This window comes from Streptomyces sp. NPDC058231, from assembly GCF_042882275.1.
GTDB lineage: Bacteria > Actinomycetota > Actinomycetes > Streptomycetales > Streptomycetaceae > Streptomyces.
Genome location: NZ_JBHVWN010000047.1, coordinates 45,477 through 61,879 on the forward strand (window position 1 = coordinate 45,477; position 16,403 = coordinate 61,879).

General features: G+C 70.8%; 16 protein-coding genes. 4 read left to right on the top strand and 12 right to left on the bottom strand.

Annotated features, from left to right (window positions below; translation table 11 throughout):
• Positions 1 to 118 precede the first annotated feature (118 nt).
• From ACFVXE_RS26770 to ACFVXE_RS26790, 5 genes are all read right to left on the bottom strand, one after another.
• Positions 119 to 964 carry an ATP-binding cassette domain-containing protein gene (locus ACFVXE_RS26770; RefSeq protein WP_389674832.1) on the bottom strand — a complete coding sequence of 282 codons (846 nt, stop codon included), beginning with the start codon at positions 962 to 964 and terminating at the stop codon, positions 119 to 121.
• A complete protein-coding gene (locus tag ACFVXE_RS26775) occupies positions 961 to 2,013 on the bottom strand; it encodes an ABC transporter permease (RefSeq protein WP_389674834.1) in 1,053 nt (350 codons plus the stop codon). The genes ACFVXE_RS26770 and ACFVXE_RS26775 overlap by 4 nt, the downstream gene beginning before the upstream one ends.
• Positions 2,010 to 2,993 carry a sugar ABC transporter substrate-binding protein gene (locus tag ACFVXE_RS26780; protein WP_389674836.1) on the bottom strand — a complete coding sequence of 328 codons (984 nt, stop codon included), beginning with the start codon at positions 2,991 to 2,993 and terminating at the stop codon, positions 2,010 to 2,012. The genes ACFVXE_RS26775 and ACFVXE_RS26780 overlap by 4 nt, the downstream gene beginning before the upstream one ends.
• Positions 2,994 to 3,187: 194 nt before the next feature.
• Positions 3,188 to 4,201: a substrate-binding domain-containing protein gene (locus ACFVXE_RS26785; protein ID WP_389674838.1), complete on the bottom strand. Its 1,014-nt coding sequence runs from the start codon at positions 4,199 to 4,201 to the stop codon at positions 3,188 to 3,190.
• 92 nt (positions 4,202 to 4,293) lie between these two features.
• The gene (locus ACFVXE_RS26790; protein ID WP_389674839.1) at positions 4,294 to 5,052 is read right to left on the bottom strand and encodes a GntR family transcriptional regulator; all 759 of its coding nucleotides are present in this window, start codon (positions 5,050 to 5,052) and stop codon (positions 4,294 to 4,296) included.
• Between the two features lie 207 nt (positions 5,053 to 5,259).
• Here ACFVXE_RS26790 and ACFVXE_RS26795 point away from each other — a divergent pair, with 207 nt between their 5' ends.
• A complete protein-coding gene (locus ACFVXE_RS26795; RefSeq protein WP_389674841.1) occupies positions 5,260 to 5,679 on the top strand; it encodes a PPOX class F420-dependent oxidoreductase in 420 nt (139 codons plus the stop codon).
• Between the two features lie 97 nt (positions 5,680 to 5,776).
• Here ACFVXE_RS26795 and ACFVXE_RS26800 read toward each other — a convergent pair whose 3' ends face one another.
• A complete protein-coding gene (locus tag ACFVXE_RS26800) occupies positions 5,777 to 6,901 on the bottom strand; it encodes an N-acetylmuramoyl-L-alanine amidase (RefSeq protein ID WP_389674843.1) in 1,125 nt (374 codons plus the stop codon).
• A 371-nt stretch (positions 6,902 to 7,272) separates the two neighbouring features.
• Here ACFVXE_RS26800 and ACFVXE_RS26805 point away from each other — a divergent pair, with 371 nt between their 5' ends.
• The gene (locus ACFVXE_RS26805) at positions 7,273 to 8,274 is read left to right on the top strand and encodes a Gfo/Idh/MocA family oxidoreductase (RefSeq protein ID WP_389674844.1); all 1,002 of its coding nucleotides are present in this window, start codon (positions 7,273 to 7,275) and stop codon (positions 8,272 to 8,274) included.
• A 15-nt stretch (positions 8,275 to 8,289) separates the two neighbouring features.
• Here ACFVXE_RS26805 and ACFVXE_RS26810 read toward each other — a convergent pair whose 3' ends face one another.
• The 3 genes from ACFVXE_RS26810 to ACFVXE_RS26820 all read right to left on the bottom strand — a co-directional run bounded on the left by ACFVXE_RS26810 (position 8,290) and on the right by ACFVXE_RS26820 (position 10,982).
• Complete coding sequence (locus ACFVXE_RS26810; RefSeq protein ID WP_389674846.1) at positions 8,290 to 8,706, bottom strand: PaaI family thioesterase; 417 nt, start codon at positions 8,704 to 8,706, stop codon at positions 8,290 to 8,292.
• A gap of 16 nt (positions 8,707 to 8,722) precedes the next feature.
• Complete coding sequence (locus ACFVXE_RS26815; protein WP_389674859.1) at positions 8,723 to 9,829, bottom strand: cytochrome P450; 1,107 nt, start codon at positions 9,827 to 9,829, stop codon at positions 8,723 to 8,725.
• Between the two features lie 229 nt (positions 9,830 to 10,058).
• Positions 10,059 to 10,982, bottom strand: a complete 924-nt coding sequence (locus ACFVXE_RS26820) for a DMT family transporter (RefSeq protein ID WP_389674848.1) — start codon at positions 10,980 to 10,982, stop codon at positions 10,059 to 10,061.
• Positions 10,983 to 11,253: 271 nt separating this feature from the next.
• Between ACFVXE_RS26820 and ACFVXE_RS26825 the strand changes: the two genes are divergently transcribed.
• Complete coding sequence (locus ACFVXE_RS26825; protein ID WP_389674849.1) at positions 11,254 to 12,084, top strand: aldo/keto reductase; 831 nt, start codon at positions 11,254 to 11,256, stop codon at positions 12,082 to 12,084.
• Positions 12,085 to 12,114: 30 nt separating this feature from the next.
• Here the strand turns inward: ACFVXE_RS26825 and ACFVXE_RS26830 are convergent, their stop codons facing one another.
• From ACFVXE_RS26830 to allB, 3 genes are all read right to left on the bottom strand, one after another.
• On the bottom strand, positions 12,115 to 12,444 hold the full coding sequence (locus tag ACFVXE_RS26830; RefSeq protein WP_389674850.1) for a putative quinol monooxygenase: 330 nt from the start codon (positions 12,442 to 12,444) through the stop codon (positions 12,115 to 12,117).
• 124 nt (positions 12,445 to 12,568) lie between these two features.
• Positions 12,569 to 13,684 carry an allantoicase gene (alc, locus tag ACFVXE_RS26835; RefSeq protein ID WP_389674852.1) on the bottom strand — a complete coding sequence of 372 codons (1,116 nt, stop codon included), beginning with the start codon at positions 13,682 to 13,684 and terminating at the stop codon, positions 12,569 to 12,571.
• A 2-nt stretch (positions 13,685 to 13,686) separates the two neighbouring features.
• Positions 13,687 to 15,030: an allantoinase AllB gene (gene allB, locus ACFVXE_RS26840; protein WP_389674853.1), complete on the bottom strand. Its 1,344-nt coding sequence runs from the start codon at positions 15,028 to 15,030 to the stop codon at positions 13,687 to 13,689.
• 365 nt (positions 15,031 to 15,395) lie between these two features.
• Here allB and ACFVXE_RS26845 point away from each other — a divergent pair, with 365 nt between their 5' ends.
• A complete protein-coding gene (locus ACFVXE_RS26845) occupies positions 15,396 to 16,196 on the top strand; it encodes an IclR family transcriptional regulator (RefSeq protein WP_389674855.1) in 801 nt (266 codons plus the stop codon).
• Positions 16,197 to 16,403 lie beyond the last annotated feature (207 nt).

Here is a 16,403-nt window from a genome sequence, read left to right on the forward strand (position 1 = left end):
GGGGGAGCCGGATGGTGATGCTCCCGGCGGCGGACGGCGCCCGTCGTCCTCGATTCTGCCACTGCCGGGACACCGGGGCGGGCGGACGGGGTCATCGGCGCCCCGGTGATACGCAGCGCTACGGGGTGTCGTCGCTCACCCGGCCGCCGTCCGGGCGGGCCGGTGAGCCGGCCCGCTTCAGTTCGTGACTGAGCTCGTCGAGCTCGCTGCCGCCCGCCATCTGACGGGTCAGCTCGTCCAGCGAGATGCCGTCCTTGGCGTAGCTTCCGGCCATGGCACCCCGCTTGAGCAGCACGAACCGGTCACCGACCAGATACGCATGGTGCGGGTTGTGCGTGATGAGGACCACGCCGAGTCCGGCGTCCCGTGCGGCCGCGACGTACTTGAGCACCACCCCGGACTGCTTCACGCCGAGCGCCGCGGTGGGCTCGTCCAGGACGAGGACCTTGGCCCCGAAGTAGACGGCGCGTGCGATGGCCACGCACTGGCGCTCGCCGCCGGACAGGGTGCCGATCGGCTGGTCGACGTCGCGCAGGTCGATGCCCATGCGCAGCAGCTCGGACCGGGTGGTCTCGCGCATCAGCCGGACATCGAGGCGCTTGAACGGGCCGACGCCCGTGGTCGGCTCGGAGCCGAGGAAGAAGTTCCGCCATACGGGCATCAGCGGGACGACGGCCAGGTCCTGGTAGACCGTGGCGATGCCCCGGTCGAGGGCCTCGCGCGGGTTGACGAGCGTGGTCTCCTCGCCGTCGATGAGGAACCGGCCCGCATCGTGCCGGTGCAGCCCCGCGATGATCTTGATGAGGGTGGACTTGCCCGCGCCGTTGTCGCCGAGGACGCAGGAGATCTCGCCCGCATGGACCTCCAGCGAGACGTCCTGGAGCGCCTTGATGCTGCCGTAGAACTTGCTGACGTGGTCGAGCTCAACAAGCGCCTGGCCGGGCGTTGCCGGGTGGGCCGTCATTTCGTCGCCTCCGCGCGCTTGCGTACCCATGCGTTGAGCAGGGTGGCCAGGAGCAGCATGGCTCCGAGGAAGAACTTGAACCAGTCCGGGTTCCACTCCGCGTACACGATGCCCTTGCTGGTCATGCCGAAGATGAAGGCACCGACCGCCGAGCCGATGGCGGAGCCGTAACCGCCGGTGATCAGGCAGCCGCCGATGACGGCCGCGATGATGTACGTCAGTTCGTTGCCGACGCCCTCGCCGGACTGCACCACGTCGTACGAGAAGAGCAGGTGCTGGCCGGAGATCCAGGCGGCGAAGGCGACCCCGAGGTACAGCCCGACCTTCGTACGGATCACCGGGACACCGACCGCGCGGGCCGCGTCGGCCTCGCCGCCGACCGCGAAGATCCAGTTCCCGAAGCGGGTACGGAGCAGGATCCAGGTGGCGACCGCCACGAGTACCGCCCACCACAGGATGGTGATCTTGAACTCGACGCCGCCGACGGTCCACTGCGAGGCGAACACCTTCCGGGCGGAGTCGAAGCCCTCCATGTCGGCGATGGACTTGGTCGAGACGGTTCCGCTGATCAGTTTGGTGAACCCGAGATTGAGACCGGTCAGCATCAGGAACGTGCCGAGCGTGATGATGAAGCTCGGCAGTTTGGTGCGCGTCAGCATGAAGCCGTTGAACGCGCCGATGGCGAGTGTCACCAGCAGCGACACGAGGACACCGACCCAGACGTTGGCCGTCATCTGGTAGCTGAACATCGACGAGACCAGTGCGGAACTGGTGACCATCACACCGGCGGACAGGTCGAACTCGCCGCCGATCATCAGCAGCGCCACCGGCGCCGCCATGATCCCGATGGTGGATGCCGCGTACAGCACCGTGCCGAAGCTGGAGGCGCGCAGGAAGCTGTCGGCGACGATCGAGAAGAAGATGAAGACGGCCGCGGCGCCGACGACCGAGCCGAGTTCGGGCCGGCCGAGGAGCCGGCGCAGCGCGGAGGTGTGCAGCAGCCGCTCGTCGGACCCGGCCGGCGCGGGTGGTTGTGCCGTCACGGTCATCGGGTCCCCCGGTTCGTGTACTCCGCCAGCTGCGCGGCGTCCTTCGAGGTGATGATCTGCGGCCCGGTCAGGACGGGGAGACCGCCGCCGAGCACATTGCGGTTGTAGCGGTAGAGCCAGAGCAGGTCGACGGCCTCGTACCCCTGGAGGTACGGCTGCTGGTCGACGGCGAAGCCCAGGGTCTTGTCCTGCAGGGCGGCGGCGACCTTGGCATTCAGGTCGAAGGTGTCGATCTCGGCCTTGGAACCCGCGGTCTGCTTCGCCTTCACGGCGGCGTCCGCGAACGGCGCTCCGAGCGTGACGACCGCGTCGATGCTCTTGTCGGCCTGGAGCTTCGCCTCGATGGACGCCTGGACATCGGGCATGTTGGTGCCCTCGACGTACAGGTTCTGCATCTGCCCGTCGAACGCCTTCTTCGCCCCGGCGCAGCGCTGCTCATGACCGACGTTGCCCTGCTCGTGCAGGATGCAGAGCGCCTTCTTCCGGCCGCGCGCGTTGAGCTCGTCGCCGACGGCCTCGCCCGCGATGGACTCGTCCTGGCCGATGTGGGTGAGCGCGCCGAATGCCTTGGACTCCGCCGAGCCCGAGTTCACCGTGATCACGGGGATCCCGGCCCTGGTCGCCTTGGCGACGACGTCCTTCATCGCGTCGGGCTTGGCCAGCGAGACGATCAGCCCGTCGACCTTCTGGTCGATCGCGGCCTGGACGAGCTGGGCCTGCTGCTGGGCCTCGTCGTTGTGCGAGTAGAGGAACTTGATGTTGTCCTTGGCGGCCGCCTGCTCGGCGCCGCGCTGCACGATGTCCCAGAAGGTGTCGCCGTCTCCCGAGTGGGTGACCATGGCGAAGGTCCAGCGGGGTGTGTTCACCGCGGACCGGCCCTCGGCGGCGGCCTGGGCCGCGCGCTCCTCCGCCCGCTTGCCGCCGGTGCTGCTGCATCCCACGAGGGAGGCCCCGAGCACCACCGCAAGCACGGCGCCCATCGCACGTACCCCTGTCCGAACCCTTGCCACGACGCCGTGCCCTTCTTGTGCTGCTCGCTGTACTGCTTGGTACCGCCTGGGGGTGTTTCCTCCCGGTCCGGCTGGCCAAGTATCCCCGAGCCGCACTCGGCGCCGCCCGGCAGGGGCCGACCGCGTGTGTCGGCACGGTGGGCGCACCCCGGTCCCCGCCGGGCTCATCGGGTGCCGCGCGCGGTGTATTTCTCCAGTTGCGGCACGTCGGCGGCGGTGACGATCGCCGGGCCGGTGAGCACCGGCTTGCCGCCGCCGATGACGTTTCCGTTGGTCCTGTCCAGCCACAGTTCGTCCACGGCGAGATAGCCCTGGAGGTAGGGCTGCTGGTCGACGGCGAAGCCGACCTCCTCCGCCTTCAGACGTCCGACGACCTCGGCGTTGAGATCGAAGGTGTCGATCTCGGCCCCGCTGCCCGAGCCCTCCTTCGCCTTGACGGCGGCGGCCGCGAACGGGGCCCCGAGCGTGACGATCGCGTCGATGTTCCTGTCGGCCTGGAGCTTCGCCTCGATGGAGGAGGTGGATGCGGGCATGTCGGTGCCTTGGATGCTGAGGTTCTCGACGCTGCCCCCGAAGGTCTTCCTCACTCCGGCACAGCGCTCCTCGAGCGACACGTTGCCCTGCTCGTGGATGACGCAGACGGCCTTCTTGCGGCCGCGCCGGTCGAGCTCCTCGCCGACGGCCTCGCCCGCGACCTTCTCGTCCTGTCCGATGTGGCCGATCGCGCCGACCCGCGCCGAGAACTGCGCGCCCGAGTTGATCGTGACGACGGGGATGCCGGCCTTCACCGCCTTGGCGACGACCGCCTCGACGGCTTCCGGCTTGGCGAGTGTGACGACGATCCCGTCGACCTTCTGGTCGATGGCTGCCTGGACGAGCTGGGCCTGTTCCTTCCCCTCCTTGTCGGCGGAGTAGAGGAACTCGACGTTGTCCTTGGCCGCCGCGTGCTCGGCACCGCTCCGGACGATGTCCCAGAACGTGTCGCCCTCCCCGGAGTGCGTGACCATCGCGATCTTCATACGGGGTGTGGAGGCGCCCTTGGCCCCATGCCCGCCGCTGCCGGAGCTGTCCTCGGAGCTCTTGCCGCCGGAGCCGCTGCAGCCGGCGAGGGCGGCGGTCAGGACGAGGCCGACGGCACGGACCGCGATCGATGGTGTCGCCTTGCGAGGGATGCGCATGGTGGGTCCGCCTTCTCTCCGGGTCGCCCGAGTACGGCTTGGGGAGTTTCGGCGAGGAGCGAGGACCCAGTCAACGGGCGGATATACGGGCGTCAGGGGACAAGGAGCTGGAAATCGAAGGAGTAGCGCGAGGCCCGGTAGACGTGCGAGCCGAATTCGACCGCCCGCCCGGTGTCGTCGTAGGTGGTCCGCTCCATCGTCAGCAGCGGTGCGCCCTCGGGCTCGGCGAGCTGCGCCGCCTCCTCGGTCGCGGCGAGGCGGGCGCCGACGGTCTGGCGGGCGCTGTGCAGGGTGATTCCAGCGACACGCATCATCCGGTAGAGGCCGGTGGTCTCCAGCCGCTCGGTACTCAGGTCGACGAGGCCGGCGGGCAGGTGGTTACGGAGAAGGGCCATGGGTTCGTCGTGCGCGGAACGCATCCGCTCGACGAGGTGGACCTCGGTGCCCTCCGGGATGCCGAAGGCGGCGGCGACCGGACCGGTGGCGGGTACGACCGTGTTGCGCAGGACACGGGTGGCGGGGCGCTGGCCGGCCGCCTCCAGGTCGTCGTACAGGCTGCTCAGTTCGAGCGGCCGCCTGACCTGGCTGTGGACGACCTGGGTGCCCACCCCGCGGCGCCGGACCACCAGCCCCTTGTCGACGAGCGTCTGGATGGCCTGGCGGACGGTGGGGCGGGACAGACCGATCCGGGCCGCGAGTTCGATCTCGTTGCCCAGGAGGCTGCCGGGGGCGAGACGGCCCTGCTCGATGGCCGCCTCCAGCTGCTGGGACAGCTGGTAGTAGAGGGGGACCGGGCTGCTGCGGTCCACTCCGAGTTCGAGGGCGGCGGCATCGGCGATGGGTTTGGGCACGGCAGGAGCGTAGCCCTCGGGTCCATGACGTCGGTAGCCAGGTCGTCCTGTTGCCCTGTTGTCCGGACAACTCGGTCCGCGGCGGTGCGGCCGTCCGGTCGCGGGCGGGTCGCCGGGCGCCCGGGGCGGGGTGATCGTAGTCTGCGGAGGGAGCGCACGACGAGCGCGCCACGGGGCGCGACGACGGGTCGACCCGAGGGAGAGCAGATGTCCAAGCCGCCGCTGCCGGACGAAGCCGTGACCATGCTGAAGAAGGCGAACCCGGCCGTCATCACCACGCTCCGTTCGGACGGGCAGCCGGTCTCCACCGCGACCTGGTACCTCTGGGACGACGGCCGGATCCTGGTCAACATGGACGAGGGCCGCAAGCGGCTGGAGCACATCCGCCGCGACCCGCGCGTCGCCCTCACCGTGCTGGACGAGGCAGGCTGGTACACGCACATCAGCATCATCGGCCGTGTCTCCGAGATGCGCCCGGACGAGGGCTTCGCCGGCATCGACCGGCTGGCTCGCCAGTACCTGGGCAGCGATTACCCCATGCGGGACCGGGACCGGGTGAGCGCGTGGATCGAGATCGACCGCTGGCACGGCTGGGGCACCCTCAAGGACAACAGCCAGCCGGGCTGACCCGGCCGGCGCACCGTCGCGGTCGGCCGCGGATGCGGCGAGGGCCCGCGGGCGGGCAGGCCCTCGCGCACATGACGTCCGGCCGCGGTGCTCCGGGTCAGCCCCGGAACGCCTCGCGTACCGAGCCGCCGACGACGGCGCACCACGTGCTCGTCCCGACCTTGCCGTTGGGGGTGAGGCCGTGCAGTCGCTGGATGGCCTGGACGGCCTTCATGGTCGCGTGGTCGTAGCTGCCCGTCGGTGCGGCGTCGGCATATCCCTTGCGGACCAGCATTTCCTGGAGCGCCACGACGGGCAGTCCGGTGGCGTGCTTGTCGAGCGTGGGAACGAGCGCCTCCCAGGTGGCGAGGTCGAAGGTGCAGTCCGGGTCGACCGGTATGCCGTTCCTCGCCTGGAAGTCCTTCACGACCGGGTTCATGTCCTGGCCGAAGACGCCGTCGGGGGTCAGTTCGTATCCGAGCTCGGCGAGCAGGTACTGCGCCACCTTGACGACGGGGCCGTCGACGAACCGCCAGATGTCCGGCCACCGGCGCTCGGGTATCGCGCCGATCGGCGTGCCCAGCGCGTCGAGGACGCGTGAGCGGATCATCGGGAACTGCGCGTAGAAGGCGATGCCCGGGCAGTCGGTCATGCGGAAGTCCCAGTGACCGAAGATGTCCCAGGCGTTCAGGCCGAACTTGCGGCACACCGTGGTGCACAGCTCCACCAGCGAGTCGAGGAGGGCCTCGGGAGGGGTCTCCGTGATGTAGGTGCCCTCGTTCTCGATCCCGATCGCGTTGCCGTTCTCGCCGGGACAGTGGGCGGAGGTCACCTGGTGCTCCCCGGCCTCCAGGGTCTCCAGGCTCCGGTGACGGCCCTCCAGGACGTACCCGCCCCGGCTCACGGTGAAGTGCTGGCCGGTGTCGGCCCAGCCGTTGGTGTCCATGTGCAGGTCCTGGCAGTCCTTGGCCAGTTGCACGGCGTGCTCGCGCGAGTAGTCCGTGACGTTCGGGAACGCCATGTGGTGCAGGATGATCTTGTTGGTGGTGTTGCCGGTGATCTGGAGGGTGCTGGCCGGCGGCCTGGCGCCCCAGCTGTCGCAGTCGATGATCCAGGGGAATTCCGCCGAGGGCGCCGCCTGGGCCACGGCAGGGAGCGCCAGTTCGGTGCCGACGACCGCGGCGACCGCCCCTCCGAGGCCGAATCTGAACAGCGTACGGCGGTCGACTTCGTGCTCGCGCATGGACATGCAGTCCCCCCAAGGGTCACGGAAGCCTCTTCCGGCTGCCGACGGCAACGGGAGATTATGCGGCCCCCCAGGGGCTGAACCCAGCTTTTTTGAAGATCGTTACGACTGCCGCCGGCCAGGACGGGGCGAATAGGAGCAAGTCGTCGGCGGTCGCACCCCTCTCCCCCGAACCCCGCCGCGTACCTGGCGACATGACGGGTCGGCGACTCGCACGAGCACCCTCCGCCTCACCGGAGGCGCAGCGGAGCCGAACGGCGAACCGGCGGCGCCGGATCCCTGCACCCTGGAAACCGGCGCACCGAACACGCTCTCATTTGTCAGGACATATAGTTGACAGCGTGACCGGTGGGCGGCACGTTGGGTCCATGCGTATCGGACTCATCGGCACCGGCCGGATCGGCTCCTTCCATGCGGGTGTGCTGGCACGCCACCCCTCGGTGGACTCGCTGGTGGTGACGGACACCGACGGGGCGAGGGCGGCGGCGGTTGCGGCCCGGACGGGCGCCACGGCCGCCGGGTCCGTGGCCGACGTGCTCGCGGGAGCGGACGCCGTCGTGATCGCCTCGGCGACGTCGGCCCACGCGGAGCTGATCGGCATGGCCGCGCGCGCGGGGCTGCCCGCGTTCTGCGAGAAGCCGATCGCGCTGGACCCCGCGGGGACGCTGAGCGCGCTGCGCGAGGTCGAGCGTGCCGGGACCGTGCTCCAACTCGGCTTCATGCGCCGGTTCGACGGCGGGTACGCCGCGGCTCGGGCCGCCGTGCGGGGCGGGGCGCTGGGCAGACTGCACACCGTGCGGGCCGTGACCTCCGACCCGGCGCCGCCGCCCGCGGCGTACCTGCCGCACTCCGGCGGCCTGTTCCGGGACTGTCTGGTCCATGACTTCGACATCCTGCGGTGGGTGACGGGCCGTGAGGTGGTGGAGGTGTACGCCTCCGGTTCGGATGCCGGGCCCGCGATGTTCCGCGCGGCGGACGACGTCGACACGGCGGCGGCCCTGCTGACCCTCGACGACGCGACGCTGGCCACGGCGACGGCGACCCGGTGCAACGGCGCCGGGTACGACGTACGGATGGAGCTGGCGGGCGAACTCGGCCAGATCGCGGTCGGTCTCGACGAGCGCACGCCGATGACGTCGGTGGAGCCACAGGGCCCCGCCGCTCCGGCCAAACCGTGGCGGGGGTTCCTGGAGCGGTTCGGCCCTGCCTACGAGGCGGAACTCGACGCGTTCGTACGGGTCGTACGCGGCGAGGCGGCCAATCCGTGCGACGGCCGGGAGGCTCTGCACGCGCTGCGGATCGCGGAGGCGTGCGAGCTGTCCCGGCGCGAACACCGGCCGGTCGCGGTGGCGGAGATCCCGGTCGGCTGAGTCGGCACCACCCGTTCAGGTCCGGGCGGAGAGCACTGTGCCCTGGGCGACCGCACACAGGACTTCTGCGCCGTCGTCCCCGGCGGCGGACAGATCGCAGCGGACGACTGCCTGACGGCCGCCGGTGTGGACGACGGTGGCCCGGGCGACGAGGGTGCGGCCGGTGGCCGGACGGATGTACTGGATCGAGAAGCCGCCGGTCAGCACAGCCGGACCGAGCGTCGTTCCGGCCGCGAAGGTGATCGAGTTGTCGGCGGCGTACGACAGCACCCCGCCGTGCACAAAGCCGTTCTGCTGCTGGAGTTCGCGCCGGATGTCCACTTCGAGGGTGGCAGCTCCGTCCCCGAAGGCGGTGATCCGTGCCCCGACGAGCCCGCTGAACGGCTGGCTGTCGAGGACCTTCTGTGCCATCTGCAAGTCAAGTCCGGTCATGACAGGCATTCTTGCCTCACCATCGCACCGGCAGACTCCGCACCCCCCGGATCAGCATCCCCGGCAGCCAGTCCAGCTCCGCGTCCGCCGGGTCGAGGGCGAGATCCGGGCATCGCTCCAGCAGCGTGCGGATCGCGATCCGGCCCTCCATCCTGGCCAGCGGAGCCCCCATGCAGAAATGCATGCCGTGCCCGAAGGCCAGATGTCCCTGGGCGTCGCGGCGAATGTCGAAGCGGTCCGGGTCCGGGTAGCGGGCGGGGTCGCGGTCTCCCCCGGCCAGGGCGACCAGGACCGCCTCGCCCGCCGGGATGACCCGGTTGCCGATCTCGACCCGCTCCCGGGTGAAGCGGAAGGTGGCGGTCTCCACCGGCCCGTCGTACCGGAGCATTTCCTCGACCGCGCCGTCGATCAGGGTGAGGTCGGCGCGCAGGGCGGCCAGTTGACCGGGATGGGCGAGCAGGGCCCGCACTCCGTTGGAGATCAGATTGACCGTGGTCTCGTGCCCGGCGACGAGCAGCAGGAAGGCCATCCCGACGAGTTCGTCGGGCGACAGCCCGTCGCCCTCCTCGTCCCGCGCCCGGATCAGCGCGCTCATCAGGTCGTCGCCGGGTGAGCACCGCTTGTCCTCGATGAGTTCGACGAGATAGGCCCCCATCGCACGGACCGCCTCGCCGTCCCGCTCCGGGTCCTTCGGCGCGACGATGTCGTTCGACAGCCGGCGGAACGCCTGACGGTCCAGGTCCGGAACCCCGATCAGTTCGCAGATGACGGTCATCGGCAGCGGGAAGGCGAGCGCGTCGACCAGATCGCCGTGGCCGGCGGGCACCATCGCGTCGAGCAGATCGTCGGTGATCCGCTGGACTCGCGGCCGCAGCGACTCGATCCTGCGGGCGGTGAACTCGCGGGCGACGAGCTTGCGCAGCCGGGTGTGGTGGGGTGCGTCCATCTCCAGCATGTTGGCGTTGATCGGGTCGCCGTTGCCCAGCCAGCGGTGGCTGGTCCGCCAGTCCTTGCTGAACCGCTGGTCGGCGAGGGCCGCGCGGCCCTCCTCGTATCCGACGATGAGCCAGACCCGCTCGAAGTCGTCGGTACGGATGGTGTGCACCGGGCCCCCGGCGCGCATCTTCGCGTATGTCGGATACGGATCCGCGGTGAAGCCCTGGGTCCCACGGAGATCGAAGTCGACTGCGGCCACGGTGCCGCCCCCTCCCGGCCGGTATGGATCGGTCCCTCTCGGGCCGACTGCCCTCAGCGTACGCCGCCCTGGTCGGCGCCCCTCCTCGGCGCGCAGGGCCGCCGCACGGGTCAACAGCACGATCCGTGCACGGCTGTTGAGACCGGCGACGCCCCCGTCAGGGAGTGGCGGGAACCGCCGCGCGGCGCCCCCATCCCGTCCCGGCGAGGACGAGGACCGCACCGGCCACGCCCAGGAGGCCGAGCCGTTCGCCGCCGACCGCGATGCCCGCGGCGGCCGCCCACAGTGGTTCCGTACCGAGCAGCAGGCTGACCCGGGAGGGCGAGGTGCGGCGGACCGACCACATCTGTACGAAGAACGCGAAGAGCGTGCAGAAGACGGAGAGGAAGAGCAGCCCGCCCCACTCCCGCGCACCGAACCCCGCGGCTGCCGTCCACGGCGACTTCCCGGTGCCGGGCAGCGCGGCGAGCACCGCGAAGACGGCCACCGCGCTGCCGAGCTGGACGGTGGTCAGGGACAGCGAGTCCGCCTCCTGGACGGACTTGATGCGGGCCATCAGCAGCACATGCAGAGTCCGGGCGAAGGCGGCGACCAGCATCAGCAGATCACCTGTCGAGGGACTGGTGAAGCCACCACCCTGGGTCAGCAGCACCACACCGGCGACCGACAGCGCGGCGGCGGCCAGAAACGCGCCGGAGGGCCGGACCCGGCCCACCGCGGCCTCGGCGAACGGCGTGAAGATCATGGTCAGGCTGATGATGAGCCCTGCGTTGGTCGCCGAGGTGTGCACGACGCCGTACGTCTCCACCAGGAAGATCCCGCTGAGCACGAGCCCCAGCAGCGCGGCCCCGCGCCACTGCGCCGCGCTGAGCGCCCGCAGTCTGCGCCACCCGGCGGCTGCCAGCACCGGCAGCACGATGACGAACCGCAGGACCAGGACCGCGACGACGGTGTGCGTCGTGGTGATGCCCTTGGCCGCGAGATAGCTGCTGCCCCAGACGACTGCCACGAGCAGCACGGGCAGATCGGTGAGCCAGGCCCGGCGCGACGGTACGAGGACGGGCACGGCGATCGAGGACACGCGGTTCTCCTGGGTCTCGTGATTCTCGCGGTGCTCCACATCCGTGGCGCTCCGCAGCAGGAACGATGTGGAGACCCCACCGGCTCACACGCGCGAAGGTCACCGTACCGGGCGGCCCGCGGGACCGGGAACACCGGTCTCATCACTCGGGCACGGCCGTACGGACGCGCCGTGGCGCCGCTGTCCGCCGCCGCGCCGGCCGTCCCGCGCCTGCCCCGCAGCGCTGCCGGTCCTACCCTGGCCAGGAAGGCTTTCGAGCGAAAGGGAGACCATGACCGCGACCCCGGTACACCCCCTCAATGACGGCCGCGCCGTCCCTGCCGTGGGGCTCGGCACCTGGCCGCTGGACGACGACGCGGCCGAGCGGGCCGTCGCCGGAGCGCTGGGCCTCGGGTACCGGCTCATCGACACCGCACTCAATTACCGCAACGAGACCGGCACCGGACGCGGGATCGCGCGCAGCGGGGTGGCGCGCGAGGACGTCCTCGTCACGACCAAGGTTCCGGGCAGGCACCACGGGTACGAGCAGACGCTGGCGTCGTTCGAGGAGTCCCGGCGCAATCTCGGACTCGATTACGTGGACCTGTATCTCATCCACTGGCCCCTGCCCCGGGTGGATCTGTACGTCGACACCTGGAAGGCGATGATCCAGCTCCGCAAGGACGGGCTGGTGCGGTCGATCGGTGTCTCCAACTTCACCGCGGACCAGCTCGACCGGCTGGAGCAGGAGACCGGGGTGGTGCCCGCCGTCAACCAGATCGAGATGCACCCGCGGTTTCCGCAGGAGGAGCTGCGGGCCGTGCACACCGCGAAGGGCATCGTGACGGAGAGCTGGAGCCCGCTGGGCCGCGGGCACGAGCTGCTGGCCGACCCGGACCTCGTCGCCGTCGCCGCGGCACACGGGGTGTCACCCGGACAGGCCGTGCTGCGCTGGCACACCCAGCTGGGCGCGGTGCCGATCCCGAAGTCCGCCGATCCGGGGCGGCAGCGCGAGAATCTGGACCTCTTCGGCTTCGAGCTGACGGCGGACGAGCTGGTCCGGATCTCCGCCGGTCCACGGCAGCGGTTGGGCGGAGATCCCGAGACCCACGAGGAGTTCTGACCGTCCGGGCTCCCCGGCTCCGGGGCGGGCTCAGGGATTGCGCGGCGCCAGCTCCGCCATCCGGGACCAACCGTCCCCCGGGACCTCGACGTTGATGATCTCCGGGGTCTGGGCGACGAGGTCGGCCATGACGTCCAACGCCGACGCGAAGTGCTCGGACTTCACGTGCGCCTCGCCCGCCTCGGGGGACGCGAAGGCCTCCAGGAGCACGAACTGGTCCGGGTTCTCGACGCTGTACGACCACTCGAAGAACACGTTGCCCGGCTCCTGGCGGGTGGCAAGCGTGAAGGGTTCGACGGCGGGCAGCCAGTTGTCGCGCTCGGCGCTGCGGACGGTGAACTTGACGGCGATGAAGATCATGACGGCTCCTGCTCGCGAGGTAGGGGTGCTCGGGATGTACGGAGCGTCCAGGTTGCCATAAGCCCTGGATGCGGACGCATCGGGCACACCTCGGGGGTGGCTGGAGCCGTCCGCCCGTCCCGGGTCAGCCGCCCAGTTCGCGGTGGCGGGCGTCCAGCCGTTCGGCACCCTGTTCCGTCAGGGAGCCGAACAGCCGCAGCCTCGAGATACCGCCGTCCGGGAAGATGTCGATCCGGACGTGGGTGGCACGCACCGCCCCGGGCAGGACGAAACGGTGGCCGGTGTCGGGCTGCAGCCTGGTCCGCGGCAGGATCTCCGCCCAGTCCCCGCCCTCCCCGTCCCGCGCCCAAAGGCTCGCCCAACCGGCCGAGTTGCCCTTGAGGCAGGCGGTGTCGATCTCCACCGCCCGGATCTCCGCCTGCTCGGCGAGCCGGTAGCGGATCCAGTCGTGGCCCCTGTCGCGCCTGCGGCGGGTCTCCCATCCGTCGTCCATCCTGTGGGAGCGGCCGGGCCGGATGGTGTTGGTGGCCGGGGAGTAGAAGCGGTCGGAGGCGTCCTCGACCTGGCCGCCGTTCTCCAGTGCTGCCACGTCGAAGGTGCCGAGGGCGGCCAGCCAGGCGGGGTCGGGAACGACCTCTCCGTGGACCCTGAGCCGGGCGATCCCCCCGTCCGGGTGCTGGTTGATCCGCAGATGGGTGACGCGCAGCTCGGTGTCGACCGTGAACCCGTTGGCCGCGTGTCCACCGACGGCGGTACGGGGCACGAGCGTTGCCCATTTCACGTCCGGCGCGAGGAGCTCCTCGGGAGAAGGCGATCCGGGCACGGAGACCGCCTCGACGGAAACGGCCTGCGGGTGGTTGCCGCGGAAGTGGGCGGTGTCGACGATGACGCCGCGCACCACACCGGGCACGCCGAGGCGCACCAGTGCCCAGTCGTGGTCCTCGTCCGCGGGGTGCGGCCGCGCGGCGCCGGCGCCGCGGCGGCGGCGGGTCTCCCAGCCGTCCATGATCTTTCCCTTGTGGCCGAAGCGCTCCGGGTCGAAGGCCGCGGGCTCCGGCTTCAGCAGGTTCTCCCGCTCGGCGAAGAACTCGTCGTTGGCGGCGATCACGCTCGCGCCGAGCCGCCGGTCGGCAAGGTCGACGAGCTGGGTGAAGGCGAAGCCGGTGGTGCGGTAGTCGGCGTACGGGTCGCCGCCTCCGTACGGGTTCGCGTCGCCGGTGAAGGGCCCTGTCGCCGTCATGGTCAGTGGTTCCTTTCGAGGAGGCGGCCGCCGGGTTCGGCGAGGACACCGTCGTCCGCGATCCGCCGCCCGCGCAGCCAGGTCGATCTCACGACTCCGTGCAGCGTCTTCCCGGCGTAGGCGGTGACCTGGTTGCGGTGGAAGAGTTCCGCCGGGTCGACGGTGAAGGTCTCGTCCGGGGCGAGAACGGCGAAGTCGGCGTCGCGCCCGGCTTCGATGGCTCCCTTGCGGGCCAGTCCGGCCAGTTCGGCGGGGGCTGCCGACATCCAGCGGGCCATGTCGTCGAGCGAGTGGCCGCGTCGGCGGGCCTCGGTCCAGACGGCGGGCAGCCCGAGCTGGAGGGAGGAGATGCCGCCCCAGGCGGATGCGAAGTCCGGGGTCTTGAGGTCGGTGGTGCAGGGCGAGTGGTCGGAGACGATGCAGTCGATCGTGCCGTCGGCGAGCCCGCGCCACAGCGCGTCCTGGTTGGCGGCCTCCCGGATCGGCGGACAGCACTTGAACTCCGTCGCACCGTCGGGGACTTCCTCGGCGGTGAGGGTGAGGAAGTGCGGGCAGGACTCGACGGTGACACGTACGCCGTCCCGTTTGGCTGCGGCGATCAGCGGCAGCGCGTCGCTGGACGACAGGTGCAGCACATGGATGCGCGCGTCGAGCCGTCGGGCCAGCGCGACGAGGCCTTCGACGGCGGCGTTCTCGGCGTCCCGCGGCCGGGAGGCGAGAAAGTCGGCGTACGCGGGTCCGCCGCGCTGCGGGGCGTCCGCCAGCCGGTGCGGGTCCTCCGCGTGCACGATCAGCAGGCCGCCGAATCCGGCGATCTCGGCCATGGCGCGGGCCAGCTGCTCCTGGCCGAGCTCCGGGAACTCCTCCACTCCCGAGGGCGAGAGGAAGCACTTGAAACCGAAGACCCCGGCCTCGTGCAGCGGTCGCAGGTCCTTCACGTTGGACGGGATCGCACCACCCCAGAACCCGGTGTCGACATGGACCTTGGCGGCTGCCACCTGCTGCTTGGTGCGCAGATGACCGACGGTGGTGGTCGGCGGGAGCGAGTTGAGCGGCATGTCGAGCAGGGTGGTGATGCCACCCGCCGCCGCGGCGCGGGTGGCGGTCCAGAAGCCTTCCCACTCGGTGCGGCCCGGGTCGTTCACATGGACATGGGTGTCCACGAGGCCGGGCAGCAGGACGTCGTCACCGAGGTCCCGCAGCCGGGCACCGTCCGGCACCTCGGCCCCGTGGGGCAGGACGGCGTCGATCGTCCCTCCGGCGACGGCCACCGACGCGGGGCGAGTACCCCCGGGGGTGACGACGCGCGTCGAGCGCAGTACCAGGTTCACGTCCGCACCGGACACCCGTGCTCCTCACTTCCGGCCGGCCGGCCACTGACGACCGGTTGCGGCAACCGAAGAAGTTCAACGAACTGTTGAAGGAGTCTTCACTCGGGATTCCGGCCCGTCAAGACCCCCGCCCGCCATGCCGGAGGGCAAGCGGACCACTTGCACTCACGACTGGAGATTTCCACAAAGTAAAAGTCTGTTTTCGGAGAGCGGAACGTAGCATGGCCCAGTTTCGGGACGGCGGAACGGCCCGACCGGGCCAGGGGCACCCGGACAAAAAGGCCCTGACCGGCCAGGACCCCGCGCCCGCAGCAGTGGGCCGATCCGACACCGCCGGGTAGGCTGCTGCCTTGCCCTTCCGCCTCGAAAGGACCGTTGACGTGCCGTCGTCCCACGCCAGCACATCCGACTCCAAGCCCGCCGGCTCCAGCGGCGGCGTGCAGTCACTTGAGCGCGCCTTCGATCTGCTGGAACGGATGGCCGACGCCGGGGGCGAGGTAGGGCTGAGCGAACTCTCCGCGAGCAGCGGACTCCCGCTGCCCACGATTCACCGGCTGATGCGCACGCTGGTCGTCTGCGGCTACGTACGCCAGCAGCCCAACCGGCGGTACGCGCTCGGCCCCCGCCTGATCCGGCTCGGCGAGTCCGCGTCCAGGCTGCTCGGCACCTGGGCCCGTCCGTATCTGGCGCGACTGGTCGAGGAGACCGGCGAGACCGCGAACATGGCGCTGCTCGACGGTGACGAGATCGTGTACGTGGCGCAGGTGCCGTCGAAGCACTCGATGCGGATGTTCACCGAGGTCGGCCGGCGCGTGCTCCCTCACTCGACGGGCGTGGGCAAGGCGCTCCTCGCACACACTCCGCCGGACGAGGTACGGGCCCTCCTCGCCCGCACCGGGATGCCGGCCGCCACCGAGAAGACGATCACCACGCCGGACGGCTTCCTGGACGCGCTCGACCAGGTGCGCCGGGCGGGCTACGCGGTGGACGACAACGAGCAGGAGATAGGGGTCCGCTGCCTGGCGGTCTCCGTGCCCAACTCCCCCACCTCGGCCGCGATCTCGATCTCGGGACCGGCGGGGCGGGTGACGGACGCGGCGACGGAACGCATCGTGCCGATCCTGCAGCAGGTCGCGAAGGAGCTGTCCGACGCACTGGCCAGCAGCGGTCCGACCGGCTGACGGACACCGGACCGGATGGGCCCGGGTGTCGGGTGGCCCCGGACCAGGTGATTCCCGGACCGGGGTCCGTGCACAGATGTGCGGTACCGGACGGGCCCCGCACACGTCGGCAGCCACCCGCCCGGCGGCCGCCCCCCGGGCCCGGGGGGGGGGGGGGGCGGGCGGGAGCGGGGGCGGGGCGGGCCGCGGAGGTGCACGCGGACGCCG